The organism is Tabrizicola flagellatus (genome assembly GCF_008271465.1).
Taxonomy (GTDB): Bacteria; Pseudomonadota; Alphaproteobacteria; order Rhodobacterales; family Rhodobacteraceae; genus Tabrizicola; species Tabrizicola flagellata.
Map to the genome: position 1 here is coordinate 287,276 of NZ_VMDU01000001.1, position 16,808 is coordinate 304,083.

Sequence of the window (16,808 nt, forward strand, 5' to 3'; positions counted from 1 at the left end):
CTATTTCCGGGTATCCGGCAGGCTGATCCGGGCCACCTGTTCGGCGATGGGATCCACCGAGAGCGGATGCAGGTCGGCGCCGTGGCTGGCCGGGTCGCCCAACGGCACCCACTCCCCGCCCTTGTAGATCTCCAGGGCTGAGAAGCCCGCCTTGTAGCCCATCTTGCGGCTGCCTGGCACCCAGTAGCCGAGATAGACATAGGGCAGCCCCGCCTCCCGCGCGATCGCGATGTGGTCGAGGATGACATGGGTCCCGAGGCTGAGCCCGGGCAGGTCGGGATCGTAGAAGCTGTAGACCATGCTCAGCCCGTCGTCGAACACGTCGGTCAGGCAGACTGCGGCAAGAGGCGTGCCGCGTTCCCCCGGGTTCGGCGGACGGGTGTATTCGATGACCCGGGACTTGATCGGCGTCTCCTCGATCATCGCGGCGAACTCGAAGATGTCCATGTCGGCCATGCCCCCGTCGGCGTGGCGATGGTCTAGATAGCGGCGGAACAGCGCGAACTGGTCCTCGGTCGCCCAGGGCGAGGTGGCATTGCGGCGCAGGTGCGCCGTGCGTTTCAGGATCCGCCTTTGCGTCCGCGTGGGCCGGAAATCCGCCACCCGGATCCGGGCGGACAGGCAGGCCGAGCATTCCGCGCAGGATGGGCGGTAAAGCACGTTCTGGCTGCGTCGGAAGCCCTGCTTGGACAGGGTATCGTTCAGCTTCTGCGCGTGTTCCCCCTGCAGCGCGGTGAACAGCTTGCGCTCCATCCGCCCGGGCAGGTAGGGGCAGGGTTGCGGCGCCGTCACATAGAACTGGGGCGTCAAGGGAAGGGAATGGCGCATAGGCTTCGGTTCGGGGGATGGAGACGCGCAGAGCCTAGCAAGCGAAATCGTTTCCGCCAAGCGTCCCCTTGCGGAAATGCCTGCCCCGCCCGCTCGCAGGCGCGGGCGGGCGGGGCAGGTCGCCAGGCGGTCAGTACTCGCTGGGACGGGCACCGGGTTCGGGACGGGCTTCGGTCTGGGCGACATCCTGCGCGGCCGTGGCGCGGGCGCGTTCCTCCATGAAACTGTCGAACTCGGTCTTGTCCTTCGAGGCGCGCAGGCGCTCGAGGAAGGCCTCGAAGGCCTCCTGCTCTTCTTCCAGACGCCGCAGCGCCTCGGCCTTGTAGTCATCGAAGGCGCGGTTGCCGGTCGGCTGGCCGGCACGCATCGCATGGCGGCCCCAACTGTGGTCGTGGGCATGGCGGCGCTGGCCGCAGGAACGTGCAAACATCTGTTTTCCCCAGATCAGATAGGCCAGGATGGCAAGGCCGAGGAAGGGGTTGATGACGAAGCCCAGGACCGTGAAGGCGATCCAGGCCCATTTCCCCTTGGCATCGAGCCAGGCTTCGCCCCGGCGAAGGCTGTTGCGGAAGCCGCCTTGCGGGGCGGTGTTCGTCGTGCTGTGCATGGCGGTCTCCTGTTTTATGTGAACGTCTTTCACATTGGGGAAGATGGGCCTGGTCCCGCAGCTTCGCAAGTGGCAATGTGAAGTATTTTCACATCCCGGAGTCGCGGGCGCTTTTCCGCCTATCCGGTGAAGTCCGTCACGCGTGCGCCCGTTGCCCGCACCAGATCCTCTGGCGCGATCCGAAACATGTGGCGCGGCGTGCCGGCCGCCGCCCAGACCTCGGCAAAGTCCAGAAGCCGGGGGTCAAGGAAGGTCGGCAGAGGGGTCAGGTGCCCCAAGGGTGCCACACCGCCGATGGCAAAGCCCGTGACTTCACGCACCAGCTCGATCTCGGCCCGCGACAGCGCTTCCCCGGCCAGTGCGGCCGCCTTGGCCGGATCGACCCGGTTGCCTCCTGCGGTCAGGAACAGGAACAGCCCGCCTTCGCCCCGGAACAGAATCGACTTGACGATCTGATCCACCGCCACACCCGCGTCCGCCGCCGCCGCCTCGGCCGTGCGGATCTCGCCCTTCGCCTCGACCGGCACACTGTCCAGCCCCGCCGCCCGCAAGGCCGCGGCCACCCGCGCCAGCGATTTCGACATCGCGATCCTCCGTTTCTTGGCAGCTAACCGGCGCAACGCCGGGCGGTCAACCGTTGACCCTGCCGCCTCGCCGCCGCAAGGTCGCCCCATGACCCTTGCCGCCCGCATCACCCGCCTGCCCATCCCCTTCGACCCCGCCGCCGCTGCCGACCTGCGCGCCGAACTGTCCGGCTTCGCGCCCGAGGTGATGGACCTGATGGCGGCGACAGCGGCCTGCAGCCCTTATCTGCGCGGATTGATGCAGCGGGAGGCCGACTGGCTGCGTGGGGCGGTCGAGAACCCAGAAGCGGCCCTTGATGCAACTCTCCTGTCCGCCACCCACCTGACCGCCGACGCCCTCCCGCTTGGGCTTCGCGAAGCCAAACGCCGCGTCGCCCTTCTTGCCGCGCTGTGCGACCTTGGCGGCGCGTGGCCGCTGGAAGTGGTTACAGGCGCACTGACCCGACTTGCCGACACCGCCGTCCACCTGTCGCTCACCGCCCTCGTTGCCGAGGAGATCCGGCGCGGCAAGCTTCCCGGAGCGACCCTCGAGGATGCCGCAACGGCGGGTGGCATGGTGGCGCTGGCAATGGGCAAAATGGGGGCGGGGGAACTCAACTATTCCTCCGACATCGACCTCATCTGCCTGTTCGACGAAACCCGCTATCCGGGCGAAGAGCAGGAGGCCCGCGCGAGCTTCATCAAGGTCACCCGGCGGATGACGGCGATCCTTTCGGATGCGACCGACGGTTATGTGTTCCGCTCCGACCTGCGCCTGCGCCCCGACGCGTCCGTCACCCCCGTCTGCCTGTCGATGGCCGCGGCCGAGGCCTATTACGAAGCCGAGGGGCGCACCTGGGAACGCGCCGCCTACATCAAGGCGCGGCCCTGCGGCGGGGATATCGCGGCGGGGGAACGCTTCCTCAAGGCCCTGACTCCCTTCGTCTGGCGCAAGCACCTCGATTTCGTGGCGATCCAGGATGCCCACGACATGCGTCTGCGCATCCGCGACCACCGCGGCCTGCACGGGCCGATCACGGTGGAAGGCCACAACATGAAACTCGGTGCGGGCGGGATCCGCGAGATCGAATTCTTCACCCAGACCCGCCAGCTCATCGCCGGGGGGCGCGACCCCTCGTTGCGAGACCGCACCACGGTGGGCGGTCTGGCCGCACTTGCCGCCAAGGGCTGGGTTCCGACGGAGGTCGCAGACGAACTGACCACCCTCTACCGCGCGCACCGCGAGGTGGAGCACCGGCTCCAAATGGTGAACGACGCCCAGACCCATTCGATACCGACCAGCGCCGAGGGCGTGGCCCGCATCGCTGCCTTCTGTGGCCAGAGCGAAGCCGAGTTCAGGGCCGGTCTCCTGGATCGCCTGACCCGGACCGACCGCCTGACCGAGGGCTTCTTCTCTCCTGGCGAGGTCGAGGACGGGCCGGAGCTTTCGGACAAGGCGCGCGAGATCACGAGGGGTTGGGAAAACTATCCGGCGCTGCGATCGGACCGGGCGCAGGCGATCTTCCGGCGTCTGCGCCCACGCTTCCTCAAGGGCCTGGCCCGGGCTGCCAACCCGGACGAGGCGCTGAGCGCGCTTGACGGGTTCCTCGCGAAACTGCCGGCCGGGGTGCAGATATTCGCGCTGTTCGAGGCGAATCCGACGCTGATCGACCTCATCATCGACATCGCCGGATCGGCCCCGGCTCTAGCGCAGTATCTCGCGCGCAACGCGGCCGTGCTCGACGGGGTGATCGGTGGCAGCTTCTGGGGCGAGTGGCCGGGGACGGCGGCGTTGCGCGCCGAGCTTCAGGCGCGTCTTGCCCCGGCGCCCGACTACGAGGGCCGGCTCGACATGGCGCGGCGCTGGATGAAGGAATGGCACTTCCGCGTCGGCGTCCACCACCTGCGCGGGCTGATCGACGGGTTCGAGGCCGGAAAGCAGTACGCCGACCTCGCCGAGGCCGTGGTGCAGGTGATCTGGAGCGAAGCCACCGCCGACTTCGTCCGCAAGCACGGGGCGATGCCGGGGCGCGGCGCGGTGGTGGTCGGCATGGGGTCGATGGGGGCCGCCCGTCTGAATGCCGGGTCGGACCTGGATCTGATCGTGATCTACGACGATCAGGGGGTCGAGGGCTCGGACGGCCCCCGGCCGCTGGCGACGCGCCCCTATTACGCGCGTCTGACCCAGGCCCTGGTCACGGCGCTGACCGCCCAGATGCCGGAGGGCCGGCTTTACGAGGTGGACATGCGGCTGCGACCCTCGGGCCGGGCGGGTCCGGTGGCGACGAGCCTGCACAGCTTCACCACCTACCAGGAGACCGAGGCCTGGACCTGGGAACATCTTGCCCTGACCCGCGCCCGGGTGCTGGCGGGCGAGCCGACGCTGGCCGGCGAGGTCGAAGCCTTCCGCCGCGAACTCCTGGCCCGAAAGGGGAAGGGAGACCGGGTCAGGCGCGACGTGGCCGAGATGCGGGCGCGGCTTGCCGCGGCAAAACCGGCGCAAGGGGCCTGGGACGCCAAGAACGGCCCAGGCCGGATCATGGACATCGAGCTTGCCGCGCAGACCGTGGCGCTGATCGCGGGCAGCCCCGCCCGCGGGGTGGAACGCCAGTTGGCGGCGGCGGGCCGGATCATGCCGGATTCGGACGTGCAACTGCTGACCTCAGCCTACAGGCTTCTGTGGCGACTGCATGCTGGGGCGCGGCTTCTCAGCGAGAGGGCGCTCGACTGGCAAAGCCTGGGCGAGGGCGGCCGGGCCTTCCTGTTGCGGGAGACCGGGGCGGCGGACGCGGCGGCTCTGGCCGAAGCCCTGGCGCGGGCGGTGTCGGATGCGGAGGCGGCGGTGACGCGACTGGTGGGGACGTCGGATGGGGAGACGGGCGATGGAACTGGCTGAGGCGGACCCGAAGGGGCTGGTCCGGGAAAGCTACCGGATCGAAGGGATCACGGCCGGGGAATGTCGCTCGATCTTCATGGACTGGGCGCTGTCGATCCCGGTCGGAGCGCCGGTCCCGGACGCCGTGCGGACCCTGATTGCGACCTACGCCACGGCTCATCCCGACCACCCTATGACAGCCGTTCTCCGCCAGGCACTGACGGCACCCGACGTTCCCCGCCGCCGAGGGGGGCGCACCGGGCGCCTCGGCGCCGGCGCCTGACCGCGAACCGGCGGCGGCGCCATCGGTTCTCGCGGCGGATGTTCAGGTGCTGCGGGGCAGGGCGGCGGCTTCCCGGGCAAGCGTCGTGATCGCCGCCCAATCGCCCCTGGCCATGGCCTCCTTCGGCGCGACCCAGCTGCCCCCGACGCAGAGGATGTTCCCGAGGCCGAGGTAGTCCGGCGCGATCTTCAGGCTGATCCCGCCCGTCGGACAGAATTTCACCTGCGGAATGGGCGAGCCGATCGACTTGAGATAGGCTGCGCCGCCCGCCTGTTCGGCCGGGAAGAATTTCTGCACGGTGTAGCCCTTCTCCAGCAGAGCCATGATCTCGCTGGCGGTCGCTGCGCCCGGAAGAAGCGGCAGCCCCTCGTCCTCGCAGGCCGCGATGAGGCGGTCGGTCGCACCCGGCGAAACCCCGAAGGTCGCCCCTGCCGCCTTGGCCGCCGTCACATCGGCAGGCGTCAGCAGCGTGCCGGCGCCCACGACACCGCCCGCGACCTCGGCCATCGCCCGGATCGCATCCAGGGCGCAAGGCGTGCGCAACGTCACCTCGAGCGCCGGCAGGCCACCGGCGACCAGCGCCTCGGCCAGAGGTCTGGCATGGGCAAGATCCTCGATCACCAGAACGGGGACAACGGGGGCGAGGCGGCAGATCTCTGCGGCTTTCGCGGATTGCAGGGAGGGGGTCATTGTCTTGGCTCCTTCGGGCCCCGGCGTCGGTGCGGGGTGGGCGGCAGGGTCGCCTCCGGCGGGAGTATTTGCGAAAGGGCAAATGCGGGTGCTGCACCTGCGCGTTTCGGTCTTCTCCCGCCGGCGGCAGTGGCAGATCGACCGGGCGAGCCGGTCAGATGACGAGGGCCCCGCCGGTGTCGGCGGAGCCGGCATGGCGGCGGAAGGCGGCAAAGAGTTCGCGGCCGATACCGTATTCGTTGGCGGAGAGGTCGGCCTCTGCCGGGCTGCGGCTGTCGAAATCGGGCGCCAGCACCGACAACGTCCCGGCCACCGCGTCGAGGCGAACGATGTCGCCGTCGCGCAACCGGGCGAGCGGACCGCCGGCGGCCGCCTCGGGGGCGACATGGATTGCCGCCGGCACCTTGCCGCTCGCGCCCGACATCCGGCCATCGGTCACCAGCGCGACCTTCAGCCCGCGGTCCTGCAGCACCGAAAGCGTCGGGGTCAGCGAGTGCAACTCCGGCATGCCGTTGGCCTTCGGTCCCTGGAAACGGACCACCACCACCGTGTCGGAGGTGAACTCGCCTGCCTTGAAGGCGGCCTTCACCGCATCCTGGCTGTGAAACACCCGCGCGGGTGCCTCGATGACTTGGCGCTCGGGCGCCACGGCGGAAATCTTGATGACGCCACGCCCGAGGTTGCCGCCGAGCAGCCTCAGTCCGCCCTGCGGCGCGAAGGGGTCGGCCACCGGACGGACGATCCGGTCGTTCAGGCTGGCGGTCGGACCGTCGCGCCACGCGAGGCGCCCGCCCTCCAGCACCGGCTCCTGCCGGTAGGCGGCGAGCCCCTCGCCGGCGACGGTTTTCGCATCGGGATGCAGGAGGCCCGCATCCAGAAGCTGTCCGATAAGGAACTGAAGCCCCCCGGCCGCATGGAAGTGGTTCACGTCCGCCAGGCCGTTGGGATAGACCTTGGCCAGCAGCGGCACGGCCTCCGACAGCTCGGCGAAGTCTTCCAGGTCGAGGATCACGCCCGACGCGCGGGCCATGGCGGGAAGGTGCAGGACCAGATTGGTGGACCCGCCCGTCGCCATCAGCCCGACGATGCCGTTGACATAGGCGCGCTCGTCCAGGATCTCGCCAACCGGGCGAAAATCGTTGCCGAGGGCGGTGATCGCCGCCGCCCGCTCGACGGCGGCGACCGTCAGGGCCTCACGCAGGGGGGTGCCGGGGTTGACAAAGCTCGCGCCGGGCAGGTGGAGCCCCATGATCTCCATCAGCATCTGGTTGGTGTTGGCGGTGCCGTAGAAGGTGCAGGTTCCAGGGCCGTGATAGCTGGCCATTTCGGCCGCCATCAGTTCTGCCCGCGTGGCCCGGCCCTCGGCATAGGCGTTGCGGACGGCGGATTTCTGGTCATTCGGAATCCCGCTCGTCATCGGGCCGGCGGGGACGAAGACCGCGGGGACATGGCCGAAGGTCGCGGCGGCGATGACGAGGCCGGGCACGATCTTGTCGCAAACGCCGAGATAGAGTGCTGCGTCAAAGCAGTTGTGGCTCATCGCCACCCCTGCGGCCAGCGCGATGACGTCGCGGCTGAACAGCGACAGCTCCATCCCCGGCTGGCCTTGCGTGACCCCGTCGCACATTGCCGGCACCCCGCCGGCCACCTGGGCCGTGACGCCCGCCTTCGCCGCCGCCGCCCGGATGATGTCGGGATAGCGCTCGAAGGGCTGGTGCGCGGACAGCATGTCGTTGTAGGCCGTGACGATCCCGATGTTGGGCACCTTGGCCGCCGCGAGCGCTTCCCTGGCCGGTCCCATCGCGGCATAGGCATGGGCCTGGTTGCCGCAGCTGAGATGAGCGCGCACCGGCCCGTCCGAGACGGCCCGGCGCATGCGCTCGAGATACAGTCCCCTGGCTTCTGCGGATCGGGCGCGGATGCGGTCGGTCACGCGGGCGATGGTGGGGTGCATTGTCATGTCGGCTTCCGGTTTGGGGCAGTTCGCTTGCGGGCAGTTCGGTCTCGTCTATAGCAGCATCTGTTAGCGCTAACAATCGCTATTGGACCCGATCCGGCATCATTCTGCGCCCGTCGTTGTGTTTGCTGACCAGCGGTCTGCAATCTGCACATAAATGCCCGATTGTCAGCGGAATCTTTACCCGCACTGGTCAAAAAGCCAACAAACAAACGTGGGATCGACGGGTATCACCCGGAACCAGGAGACATCCCGCCATGAAAACGATGAAGATCCTCGCTGCCGTCGCGGTTTCGCCCGTGCTGCTTTCCGCCGTTGTGTTCGCGTCGACCACCAATGTCGAGACGAAGGGCAAACCCGCCGTGGCCCCCAACCGGGCCGAGATCTTTGCCCAGGCCGAATGCGGCGCGTCGGCGTTCCGGGTCGCGGGCGAAGTCCAGAGCTGGCAGGACGCGTTGGCGGCCAGGCGGCTGCACGACCGCAGCGTCACGCTGGCTGCCGCCCAGTCCGGCGACTGCGCCGAGACCGACCGCTGATCCGCGACCGGGCCGGGTGACACAGCCGGGCCCGGATACGCCCTTCCCGTGGTCGGGCAAACCGGCTAAGCGGATGCTGGATTGACACAGCGGAGGCGCGGGGGCGCCGGATGACAGACGAGACAAGCTCGCCACGCGCGCGTCCGGTGGTGCGACTGAAGCCCCGGGCCGAGGCCCGGGCGATCCGGCATGGCTTTCCCTGGGTCTATGCCGATGAACTGGTGACGGACCGGCGCACCATGGCGCTGTCGCCTGGCGCTCTGGCCGTGCTGGAAGACGGCGAGAGGCGGCCCCTCGGCCTCGTGACCGTCAATCCGAGATCCAAGATCATCGCACGCATGCTGGACCGCGACCCGGCGGCCAGGATCGACCAGGCCTGGTTCGAGGCGCGCCTTGCACGCGCCGCAGCCCTGCGTAACCGCCTGTTCGACGCGCCCTTCTACCGACTGGCGCATGCCGAGGCGGACGGGTTGCCCGGCATCGTCATCGACCGCTTCGGCGAGGTCGCGGTGGTCCAGCCCAATGCGGCCTGGGCCGAGGCCGCGCTGCCCGATCTCGTCGCCGCGCTGGTCGCGGTGAGCGGGGTGCGAACGGTCGTCAAGAACGGCCAGGGCCGGGCGCGGGGGCTGGAAGGGCTGGCCGAAGAGATGGCGGTGGTCCACGGGCCGGCGCCGCAGGGTCCGGTGCCGGTGCCGATGAACGGGGCAACCTACATGGCCGACCTGATGGGTGGGCAGAAGACCGGCCTGTTCTATGACCAGCGACCGAACCATGCCTTCGCGGCCAGGCTGGCGCGCGGGGCGCGCGTGCTGGACGTGTTTTCCCATGTCGGCGGGTTCGCTTTGGCCACTCTCGCCGGCGGTGCGGAAAGCGCGCTGGCCGTCGATGCCTCGGCCCCCGCCCTTGCGCTGGCGGGGCAGGGAGCCTCAGCCTCGGGTTTCGGCGAGCGGCTGGCGACCCGGCAGGGCGATGCCTTCGAGGTGCTGGAGGCGCTGGGGGCCGAAGGCGCGCGTTTCGACCTGGTGATCTGCGATCCACCGGCCTTTGCGCCGGCGAAACCCGCGCTGGAGGCCGGCCTGCGCGCCTATGAGCGGATCGCGCGGCTGGCCGCGCCGCTGGTCGCACCTGGGGGCTATCTGGTCCTGTGTTCCTGCTCGCATGCCGCCGATCTTCAGGCCTTCCGCAACGCCAGCGCCCGGGGCATCGGGCGGGGCGGGCGGCGGGGGCAGATCACCCACACCGGCTTTGCCGGGCCGGACCATCCGGTCCTGCCGCAACTGGCGGAGAGCTCCTACCTCAAGGCCCTGGTCTTCCGGCTGGACGGCTGATGAAGGCGGTCCTCGACGCCTGTGTCCTGTATCCCACGGTGCTGCGCGAGATCCTGCAGGGCGCGGGGGAGGCGGGGCTGTTCCAGCCGGTCTTTTCCGAACGGATCCTGCGCGAATGGGTGCTGGCGACGGCGAAGCTCGGGCCCGAGGCGCCGGCGATCGCGGCGGGCGAAGCGGCGGCCTTCCGCGCAGCCTTCCCGCGCGGGCTGGTCCGCGACCATCCCGAAATCGAGGCGCGGCTGCTCCTGCCCGACCCGAACGACCGGCATGTGCTGGCCACTGCAATCGCCAGCGGCGCCGATGCCATCGTCACCTTCAACGCGCAGGACTTCCCCGGCCATGTGCTGGCCGCCGAGGGCGTCGCCCGCCGCGATCCGGACGGTTTCCTGTGGGAATTGCAGTCCCGCCACCCCGAGGCGATGGCTGCCATCGTCGAGACGGTGCGCGCGAAGGCCGAGGCGATCTCGGGCCAGCCGGTCGGGCTGAAGGCCCTCTTGAAACGTGCCCGTCTTTACCGGCTGGCCAAGGCGATGGCTGCCTAGGCTCGGCGCGCGACGGCCATTTCCCGGGCGAGGCGCAGGGCGGCGATCAGGCTGGAGGGATCGGCCCGACCCTGTCCGGCGATGTCATAGGCGGTGCCGTGGTCGGGCGAAGTGCGCACGAAGGGCAGGCCCAGCGTCACGTTCACCCCGCCGGCAAAGTCGATGGTCTTGATCGGGATCAGCGCCTGGTCGTGATAGGTGCAGACCGCCGCATCATAGCGGGCGCGGGCGGCAGCGTGGAACATCGTGTCGGCCGGCCATGGCCCGGTCACCTCCAGCCCCTCGGCCGCAAGGCGCGCAACAAGCGGACGGATCATCCGCTCTTCCTCCCAGCCCATCGCGCCGCCTTCGCCGGCATGAGGGTTCAATCCGGCCACCGCGATGCGCGGGGACGGCAGCCCGAAATCGCGGACCAGCCCGGCATGGGTGATGCGGATCGTCTCTTCCAGAAGCGCCTCGGTCAGCGCTCCTGGCACCTCGGACAGGGGAATGTGGATCGTGGCCGGCACCACCCTGAGTCCGGGGCAAGCCAGCATCATCACCACCCGGCCCACCCCGGCGAGATGCGCAAGGAACTCGGTATGGCCCGGGAAGGCGAAGCCGGCGCCGTCCTTAAGCGCCTTCTTGTTGATCGGCGCGGTGCAGATCGCTCCGGCCATGCCGGCCGAGACGAGACGCACGGCGCGCTCGATTGCGGCAATGACACCGGCGGCATTGGCCGGGTCTGGACGGCCGGGCCGGGCCTCGGCGGCAAAATCCAGCCGGAGGACCGCAAGCGGCCCTTCACACGGTGCCTCACCTTCCTGGATCTCGCACCAGGCTGTGCCGGGGGGCAGATGCCGGGGATCGCCGATCCACACGAACCTTTCGCCCGTGGCCCAAGCCTTGGCAGCGATCTCGGGGCCGATGCCGGCCGGATCGCCGCAGGTCACAAGGACGGTGTCGCTCACGGCTCGCGGATGATTGCGGCGGAGCGCAGTTCTTCCATGTAGCCCTCGGCCAGGCCTTCGAGCTTCTGGTTGATGACCTGCTCGCGGATCTGATCGCGGGTTGGCGGCGGTTCCACCACCTGCTCGCGGCCGCACAGCATCAGCAGCCGCCGGTAACCGCCGCGGGTCAGCGCCGTCGAGATCTCGCCACGGTCGAGCCGAGCCAGTTCCAGCGCCACGTCCCCCGGCACCTGGTCGATCCCGGCCTTGGTGACGGTCAGCCGATCCTCGGGCAGGCCTTTCGCCTGTGTGTAGAGATCGGTGCAACTGTCGGCCGCAGCGCGGATCCTCGCGATCTCGGCGGCATCGTCCGGCACCAGGAATTCCGCCCATTCCACGCTGACCGAAAGCGGTTCGGCCTTGGTGTCCATGGCGACGTCGCGCAACAGGAACAGCACAACCGCCCCCGGAACCGCGATGGGATCGGACACCTCGCCGGTGTCGAGAGCGAGGATCTTCTGGGCGATCGCCGCGGGCAGGTTCGCCAGCGGCAGCCAGTCGAGCCGCCCGCCGGCCCCGGCCGTGGGCGCGGCCGAAAAACGCCGCGCGGCCGAGGCGAAGGCGGCCTCGCCGCTGAGGGTATCCGACAGTTCCTGCGCGCGGGCCATGGCGGCATCCTCCTGGCCTTCGGGCGCGGGGATCACCAGTTCGCTGGCCAGAACCTGCAAGGCGCGCGGGCGGGCCGAAGCCTCCAGCGCGCGGTCCACGTCGACTTCGCTGATCGGCACTTGCCCAAGGAAACGCGCCCGCACTGCCTGACGCCACAAGAGGCCGGCCGCGACGAAATCGCGGAAGGTTTCGGCGGCGATCCCGGCTTTTTCCAGTTCGGCCACGAACTGCTCTGCGGTCAGGTTCGCGCGCGAGGCGAACTCGTTCATGCCGCGCATCAGGTCCTCGTCCGAAAGCGTCAGCCCGAGGCGTTCGGCCTCGGTCTGGCGCAGACGGTCCTCGGTCAACGCCTTCAGCGCCTCTTCCTCGGGATTGCCGGGGGCGCGCAGGACGCGCAGGAACAGGGCGCGCTGCGCCACCTCGTAGTTGGTGATGACCCGGTCGTTGACATAGAGCCGGGGAGTGAAAAGGTCCTGGGCCGAGACCGGAAGGGCCAGAACCAAGCCAATGGCGACTGCCACTGCCCGACGTTTCAGAACCGAAATACCCATCGTTTCCGCCACTCTTCCTCAATCACGCGGGTCTCGGGCCCGCCGTTTCTTCCGCCGCGATCCATCCGCATCTATTTCCGGCAAGTCCGCGCGGGGCCTGCGCTGACGCCACTGCCGAAGCCGACCAGATCCACAGACAGCTCGAAGTCGGTCGTCGGCTTCACACTAGTCGAGGACGTGAACCGACGCGAGAGGGAAACATCAAGGCGCACACATTCGTTCTGGAAGCCCAGACCCATGCCCGCGACGGTGCCGCGATCGGCCACGAAATCGTAGCGCCCCGAGAAATTTGCTGTCCAGTTCGGGGTTACCTTGCGTCGCGCATCGAAAGTGATCTCGCGGGTCGGTTCAGGCCGGTTCTCCAGAGGATCGGCAACCGCCCAGATCAGCGAGGTGGACAACGCGGTCTTCGGGCCGTTCAGCGCCAGGCGCGCCTCGGCCTTGGTCAGGTCGAGGTCGTCGTCCAGCACCAGCCGCCCGGTCAGCGCAAGGCCGTCGGCCAGGGTGAAGTTGGCCGCCGCCAGCCAGTCGGAGCGCATCCCGGCAAGGCCTGATCCGGGTCCGAACTGCCCCAGGTCGGCCTCGCGGATCACCCGGCCAAGGGTCACGCCCATCGACCAACCCGCAGGGTCGTGCCGGGTCCAGCCGATCCCGATGTTGGCGCGCGCGCCACGCTCCACCGCATCCGAACCCGGAAAGCGGTCGAGCGCGAACAGGTTGCCCTCGTCGAACTCCACCAGCGCGGAATCCTCGTTCGGGATGGAATCCGCGGACTCGGAGGCATACAGCAGCTGCACCACCGGCTCGATCACATGCGTCGCACCACCGGCGCCGACCTTCACCCAGGGCCAGCGCAGCTCCACCCCGGCGGCACCGTGTGTGCGCGTGGTGCTGCCTGCGTAAACCGCATCATCGGTGATCGTATAGGCGTCCGCCGTCAGCTCGCCCAGCACCGAGGCCTCGATTCCCGCCGGCAGAATGAAGCTGCGCCGCCAGTCGATCCGGGCCGAGATCCGACCGATATCGCGACCATCCGGGATGCCGTCGCTGTCCGGCCCGTCGAGGGGGCTGGAGGACGAGCGATACTGGTTGTGGGTCTGAAGTCTGAGCCCGCCTTCACCGCCCAGCGGGCCAAGCGAGAAGCGCCGGTGGAAGGTCAGGTCCGCCACCAGCGAGGGAATCGAACTGTCGGTCTCGTCCTCGCGCAGGGTCTGGAAGCTGATGATCCGCGCGGCAATATGCTCGTTCCTGCGGGTGCGCTTGATCTCCATCCGGCTGTCCAGACGGTCGGCGTTGCCCAGACCGTAATCCAGCATGTAGGCCGGATCGGTCACCGTCTGGCCATCGAAGGTCAGCTGGAAGTTCCGCGGCAGGGCAAAGGCCCCTTGCAGCCGCAGATAGCCCCGGGTCTCACCCGGAAGCAGCCTGTCGCGCGTGATCCATCCCGAAGCCTCGACCAGGCCGGTCGCGAAGGCCTGGCGGTAGCGCAGGCCAAGCGTCTGGGACTTGCGGGCGGTCAGGTAGGGCGTCAGCGTCAGGTCGGCGGATTTGCCGATCACGATGAAATAGGGAAGCTTGATCCCGGTGCCGAGGTCAGAGGTCGTGCGGATCCCCGGCATCAGGAAGCCCGTGGCGCGCTTCAGCGTCGGGTCGGGCATCCGCAGGCGCGGGATGTAGAACACGGGCACCCCGGCCACACGAAACTGGGCACGATCGAAGTAGATCTGCCGTTCCACCTGGTCATGCACCACACGGCGGGCGCGGATTTCCCACAGGGGAGTCGGGTCGCCCTCGCAGACCTTGCAGGACGAGGCTGCGACGCTCTGCAACGCGGTGTAGCGGCCCGAGACCCGGAGCATCCGGTTCGCCGCCAGTTGCAGCTGCTGGTTCAGCACCAGCCGCGCGCTGGACAGGATGCCTTCCGAAAGGTCGGCGGCAAGCTCGGCCTGACTGGCCAGGATCAGCGTGGCGCCGCTTTCCTCGGTCAGGACGATGGGGCCCGAGATCTCGAGCCGGTCCGTCGCCTGGTCAAACACGATGCGGCTGGCCTTCAGGCGGCGACCCTTGAAGAACACCTCGACATTGCCGTCCGCAATCAGCCGGGTGTCCCCGGTGATCCGGAGGCTGTCGGAAACCAGGGTTGCCTGATCCTGCGCAAGCGCGGGGCTCGTCAGGGTCAGGATCGCAGCGATCAGCATCAGGAGGCGGCGCATGTCAGCCCTCCTCGAGATGCAGCAAGAGGCCGAGCGAAAGCATGGCCGCCGCGACCGGCGGGCTCCAGGCGGCCAGTGGAATCGGGATCTGCCCGCTGTCACCAAGCGCCTGCGCGAAGTTCCGCAGGAAGTAGAAGCCGAACCCGGCCAGGAGGGCATAAAGCACCATCCGCCCGGTGCCGCCAAAGCGGACATGGCGCATGGTGAAGCCGGCCGCCACCAGCACCATCGCCGCCATCAGGAGGGGCAGGGCAAGTTCCATCTGGTACCAGAGCTTGTAGGCCTGCGCCGAAAATCCCGCGCGCTCGAGGTCGGCAATGTAGTCAGGCAGATCCCAGAAGGCGATCGCGGAGGGCGTGCCGAAGCTGTCGCGGATCCGTTCGGGCGTCAGGTCCGAAGGCAGGGCGACCGGCCCCGGATCGACCACCGCCGTCAGTTCCGGGTTCGGGCTGGCGAGATCCCAGCTCTTGGTGCCCGTCAGCTCCCAGGCGCCCTCGACCAGCCTTGCGGTCTCGGCCTCGACCCGCTTGCCGGGCGTGCCGTCGACGCCGAAGCCGACGAAGGTGACCCCGAACAGTTCGGTCCCGTCGAGGTTCGACCTTGCGGCCTGGATCACCGTCTGGCCATCCTCGGACCCCTGGCGCAACCACAGACCCGTATCGGCAACCGAAAGGACCGAGCTCCCGCCCTGGCTGAGCTCGGAGCGCCTGTCATCGTAGGCCTTCGAGGTCGCGGCGACCAACGGGTTGAACAGTGCGACCGCCAGCAGGCCAAGCGCGACCGACACCAGAAGCGGGGTCATCAGGAAATGCAGCCCCGACCGCCCGGCCGCACGCACGACCACGAGTTCCGAGGATCTGGCAAGTCCGAGGAAATTGGCGATCGCCCCCATCACCATGATCAGCGGCAGGATGCGGTACAGCGTCGCGGGAACGCTGAGCAGCGACATTTCTGCCGCCCCGGACAGCCCGATCCCCGCGTCCGAGAACCGGCGCAGCTGCTCGATGATGTCGATCAGGAACAGGATGGCGAAAAAGATCAGGAACACGCGGCCGACGGTGCCCAGAAAGCGGCGCGCGATGTAGAGGTTCAGCGTCATGTGGCTGCCCTCTGCCGTCTCGGGCGCTGCGCATGCCAAAGCAGGCCCGCAGCCGTTGCCAGTCCGGCAAGCGGTGCAAGATAGAGCGCGGGCCAGACCCTGACCGAGGCGATCGCCGCCGATCCGGCCCAGGTCCAGACCAGTTGCAGCACGATCAGAAGGCCCACCGCCAGCGCCATCTGCCGCCAGAGCCCGAAGCGCGAGAAACTGCCCAGCATCAGCGCGGCAAATCCGATCAGCGGGGCAGCCACCGCCAGCAGGGGCGCAGCCAGGCGGGAGTGACCCTCCTCCAGCATCTGCGCAATGCTCGCCCCGGTGGCCGCCTGGGCCTCGGGTGCGGCTTCCAGCAGGAGGCGCGTCGGAACGGAATTCAGCGCGATCTGTCCGGCGGCACCGACCGGAACCAGCCCGGCGAGGTCCAGGGTGAAATCGGCGAACCGCGTCACGGCCATCCGTGCGCCCTCGCGAGTCAGCGTCTGGGTCGAGCCATCGACCATCACCAGTTTCGGCGCCGTCTCGCCGCGCACGAGGAAAGCCTTGCGCGCCGAATGGATCGCGCGCTCGGTGGGCGAGCGTTCGTCGGACAGGAAGAGGTCGAGAAGCTCGCCGTTCGGGGTGATCTCGCGGATGTACAGCGTGACCCCCGGTGCGGGGTGCATGAACTGCCCGGCATTCAGGAAGCGCGAGGTCACGTTGCGGGAAATCTCGGCCGAGCGTTCGTTCAGCATCCGCTGGCTGGCGGGCACGAGCACGTTGGTCAGCACCAGTTGCATTATCATGACCGTCAGCCCGAAATACAGCACCGGACGCGCAAGGCGGAACGCGGAAAAGCCGGTGGCCTGCATCACGACAAGTTCGCTTTCCTGCATCAGCCGGTTGGTTGCATAGACCGTCGCGGCGAAGGCCGCCACCGGCATGACCAGCCGGATCGCGTTCGGCAGGGTCAGGATCGAGAATTCCAGGAACACCAGGGCCGACTGCCCGTCGCCGATCAGCTGGTCGAACAGCCCGACCGCCCGGTTCACCCAGTAGACCGCGACCAGCACCAGGGCGAAAAAGCCAAACAGCGCGAGGAGTTGCGACAAGATATATCTGTCGAATCTAGACACGCCCGACCCGGCCCCTACTACATCTGGGT

At 68.7% G+C, this 16,808-nt stretch carries 15 protein-coding genes; 5 read left to right on the forward strand and 10 right to left on the reverse strand.

All coding sequences use genetic code 11. From position 1 onward, the window contains the following. The 3 genes from FL625_RS01420 to FL625_RS01430 all read right to left on the reverse strand — a co-directional run bounded on the left by FL625_RS01420 (position 1) and on the right by FL625_RS01430 (position 2,019). Positions 1-828, reverse strand: a complete 828-nt coding sequence (locus tag FL625_RS01420; RefSeq protein ID WP_149586845.1) for an arginyltransferase — start codon at positions 826-828, stop codon at positions 1-3. Positions 829-958: 130 nt separating this feature from the next. Next, positions 959-1,435 (reverse strand): DUF2852 domain-containing protein, encoded by a 477-nt coding sequence (locus FL625_RS01425; RefSeq protein ID WP_149586846.1) that lies wholly within the window; start codon positions 1,433-1,435, stop codon positions 959-961. A 119-nt stretch (positions 1,436-1,554) separates the two neighbouring features. Next, positions 1,555-2,019: a YbaK/EbsC family protein gene (locus FL625_RS01430; RefSeq protein ID WP_149586847.1), complete on the reverse strand. Its 465-nt coding sequence runs from the start codon at positions 2,017-2,019 to the stop codon at positions 1,555-1,557. Positions 2,020-2,107: 88 nt separating this feature from the next. Here FL625_RS01430 and FL625_RS01435 point away from each other — a divergent pair, with 88 nt between their 5' ends. Together FL625_RS01435 and FL625_RS01440 are read left to right on the forward strand one after the other, a co-directional pair. After that, entirely contained in the window at positions 2,108-4,894 is a 2,787-nt protein-coding gene (locus FL625_RS01435; protein ID WP_149586848.1) for a [protein-PII] uridylyltransferase family protein, read from the forward strand. Beyond that, the gene (locus tag FL625_RS01440) at positions 4,881-5,156 is read left to right on the forward strand and encodes a hypothetical protein (RefSeq protein ID WP_149586849.1); all 276 of its coding nucleotides are present in this window, start codon (positions 4,881-4,883) and stop codon (positions 5,154-5,156) included. The genes FL625_RS01435 and FL625_RS01440 overlap by 14 nt, the downstream gene beginning before the upstream one ends. Positions 5,157-5,198: 42 nt before the next feature. Here FL625_RS01440 and eda read toward each other — a convergent pair whose 3' ends face one another. Both eda and edd read right to left on the reverse strand, forming a co-directional pair. Next, complete coding sequence (gene eda, locus FL625_RS01445) at positions 5,199-5,846, reverse strand: bifunctional 4-hydroxy-2-oxoglutarate aldolase/2-dehydro-3-deoxy-phosphogluconate aldolase (protein ID WP_149586850.1); 648 nt, start codon at positions 5,844-5,846, stop codon at positions 5,199-5,201. Between the two features lie 154 nt (positions 5,847-6,000). Then, complete coding sequence (gene edd, locus FL625_RS01450; protein WP_149586851.1) at positions 6,001-7,806, reverse strand: phosphogluconate dehydratase; 1,806 nt, start codon at positions 7,804-7,806, stop codon at positions 6,001-6,003. A 254-nt stretch (positions 7,807-8,060) separates the two neighbouring features. Between edd and FL625_RS01455 the strand changes: the two genes are divergently transcribed. From FL625_RS01455 to FL625_RS01465, 3 genes are all read left to right on the forward strand, one after another. Further along, a complete protein-coding gene (locus tag FL625_RS01455; RefSeq protein ID WP_149586852.1) occupies positions 8,061-8,339 on the forward strand; it encodes a hypothetical protein in 279 nt (92 codons plus the stop codon). Between the two features lie 110 nt (positions 8,340-8,449). Then, positions 8,450-9,667 carry an RSP_2647 family RNA methyltransferase gene (locus FL625_RS01460; protein ID WP_149586853.1) on the forward strand — a complete coding sequence of 406 codons (1,218 nt, stop codon included), beginning with the start codon at positions 8,450-8,452 and terminating at the stop codon, positions 9,665-9,667. Further along, positions 9,667-10,209: an RSP_2648 family PIN domain-containing protein gene (locus tag FL625_RS01465; RefSeq protein WP_149586854.1), complete on the forward strand. Its 543-nt coding sequence runs from the start codon at positions 9,667-9,669 to the stop codon at positions 10,207-10,209. The genes FL625_RS01460 and FL625_RS01465 overlap by 1 nt, the downstream gene beginning before the upstream one ends. Here the strand turns inward: FL625_RS01465 and pdxA are convergent. The 5 genes from pdxA to lptF form a co-directional block, all read right to left on the reverse strand. Then, on the reverse strand, positions 10,206-11,159 hold the full coding sequence (gene pdxA / locus FL625_RS01470) for a 4-hydroxythreonine-4-phosphate dehydrogenase PdxA (protein ID WP_200833847.1): 954 nt from the start codon (positions 11,157-11,159) through the stop codon (positions 10,206-10,208). The two genes, FL625_RS01465 and pdxA, sit on opposite strands and share 4 nt — an antisense overlap. Further along, the gene (locus FL625_RS01475; protein ID WP_200833848.1) at positions 11,156-12,310 is read right to left on the reverse strand and encodes a peptidylprolyl isomerase; all 1,155 of its coding nucleotides are present in this window, start codon (positions 12,308-12,310) and stop codon (positions 11,156-11,158) included. The genes pdxA and FL625_RS01475 overlap by 4 nt, the downstream gene beginning before the upstream one ends. 119 nt (positions 12,311-12,429) lie before the next feature. After that, a complete protein-coding gene (locus FL625_RS01480) occupies positions 12,430-14,571 on the reverse strand; it encodes an LPS-assembly protein LptD (RefSeq protein ID WP_149586857.1) in 2,142 nt (713 codons plus the stop codon). A gap of 1 nt (position 14,572) precedes the next feature. After that, complete coding sequence (gene lptG, locus FL625_RS01485; protein WP_149586858.1) at positions 14,573-15,670, reverse strand: LPS export ABC transporter permease LptG; 1,098 nt, start codon at positions 15,668-15,670, stop codon at positions 14,573-14,575. Then, complete coding sequence (gene lptF / locus FL625_RS01490; protein ID WP_149586859.1) at positions 15,667-16,779, reverse strand: LPS export ABC transporter permease LptF; 1,113 nt, start codon at positions 16,777-16,779, stop codon at positions 15,667-15,669. The genes lptG and lptF overlap by 4 nt, the downstream gene beginning before the upstream one ends. Positions 16,780-16,808: the final 29 nt, after the last annotated feature.

Coding starts and splice junctions, on each gene's coding strand:
- FL625_RS01420 (WP_149586845.1), bottom strand. CDS start 828: ATGCGCCATTCCCTTCCCTTGACGCCCCAGTTCTATGTGACGGCGCCG.
- FL625_RS01425 (WP_149586846.1), bottom strand. CDS start 1,435: ATGCACAGCACGACGAACACCGCCCCGCAAGGCGGCTTCCGCAACAGC.
- FL625_RS01430 (WP_149586847.1), bottom strand. CDS start 2,019: ATGTCGAAATCGCTGGCGCGGGTGGCCGCGGCCTTGCGGGCGGCGGGG.
- FL625_RS01435 (WP_149586848.1), top strand. CDS start 2,108: ATGACCCTTGCCGCCCGCATCACCCGCCTGCCCATCCCCTTCGACCCC.
- FL625_RS01440 (WP_149586849.1), top strand. CDS start 4,881: ATGGAACTGGCTGAGGCGGACCCGAAGGGGCTGGTCCGGGAAAGCTAC.
- eda (WP_149586850.1), bottom strand. CDS start 5,846: ATGACCCCCTCCCTGCAATCCGCGAAAGCCGCAGAGATCTGCCGCCTC.
- edd (WP_149586851.1), bottom strand. CDS start 7,806: ATGACAATGCACCCCACCATCGCCCGCGTGACCGACCGCATCCGCGCC.
- FL625_RS01455 (WP_149586852.1), top strand. CDS start 8,061: ATGAAAACGATGAAGATCCTCGCTGCCGTCGCGGTTTCGCCCGTGCTG.
- FL625_RS01460 (WP_149586853.1), top strand. CDS start 8,450: ATGACAGACGAGACAAGCTCGCCACGCGCGCGTCCGGTGGTGCGACTG.
- FL625_RS01465 (WP_149586854.1), top strand. CDS start 9,667: ATGAAGGCGGTCCTCGACGCCTGTGTCCTGTATCCCACGGTGCTGCGC.
- FL625_RS01480 (WP_149586857.1), bottom strand. CDS start 14,571: ATGCGCCGCCTCCTGATGCTGATCGCTGCGATCCTGACCCTGACGAGC.
- lptG (WP_149586858.1), bottom strand. CDS start 15,670: ATGACGCTGAACCTCTACATCGCGCGCCGCTTTCTGGGCACCGTCGGC.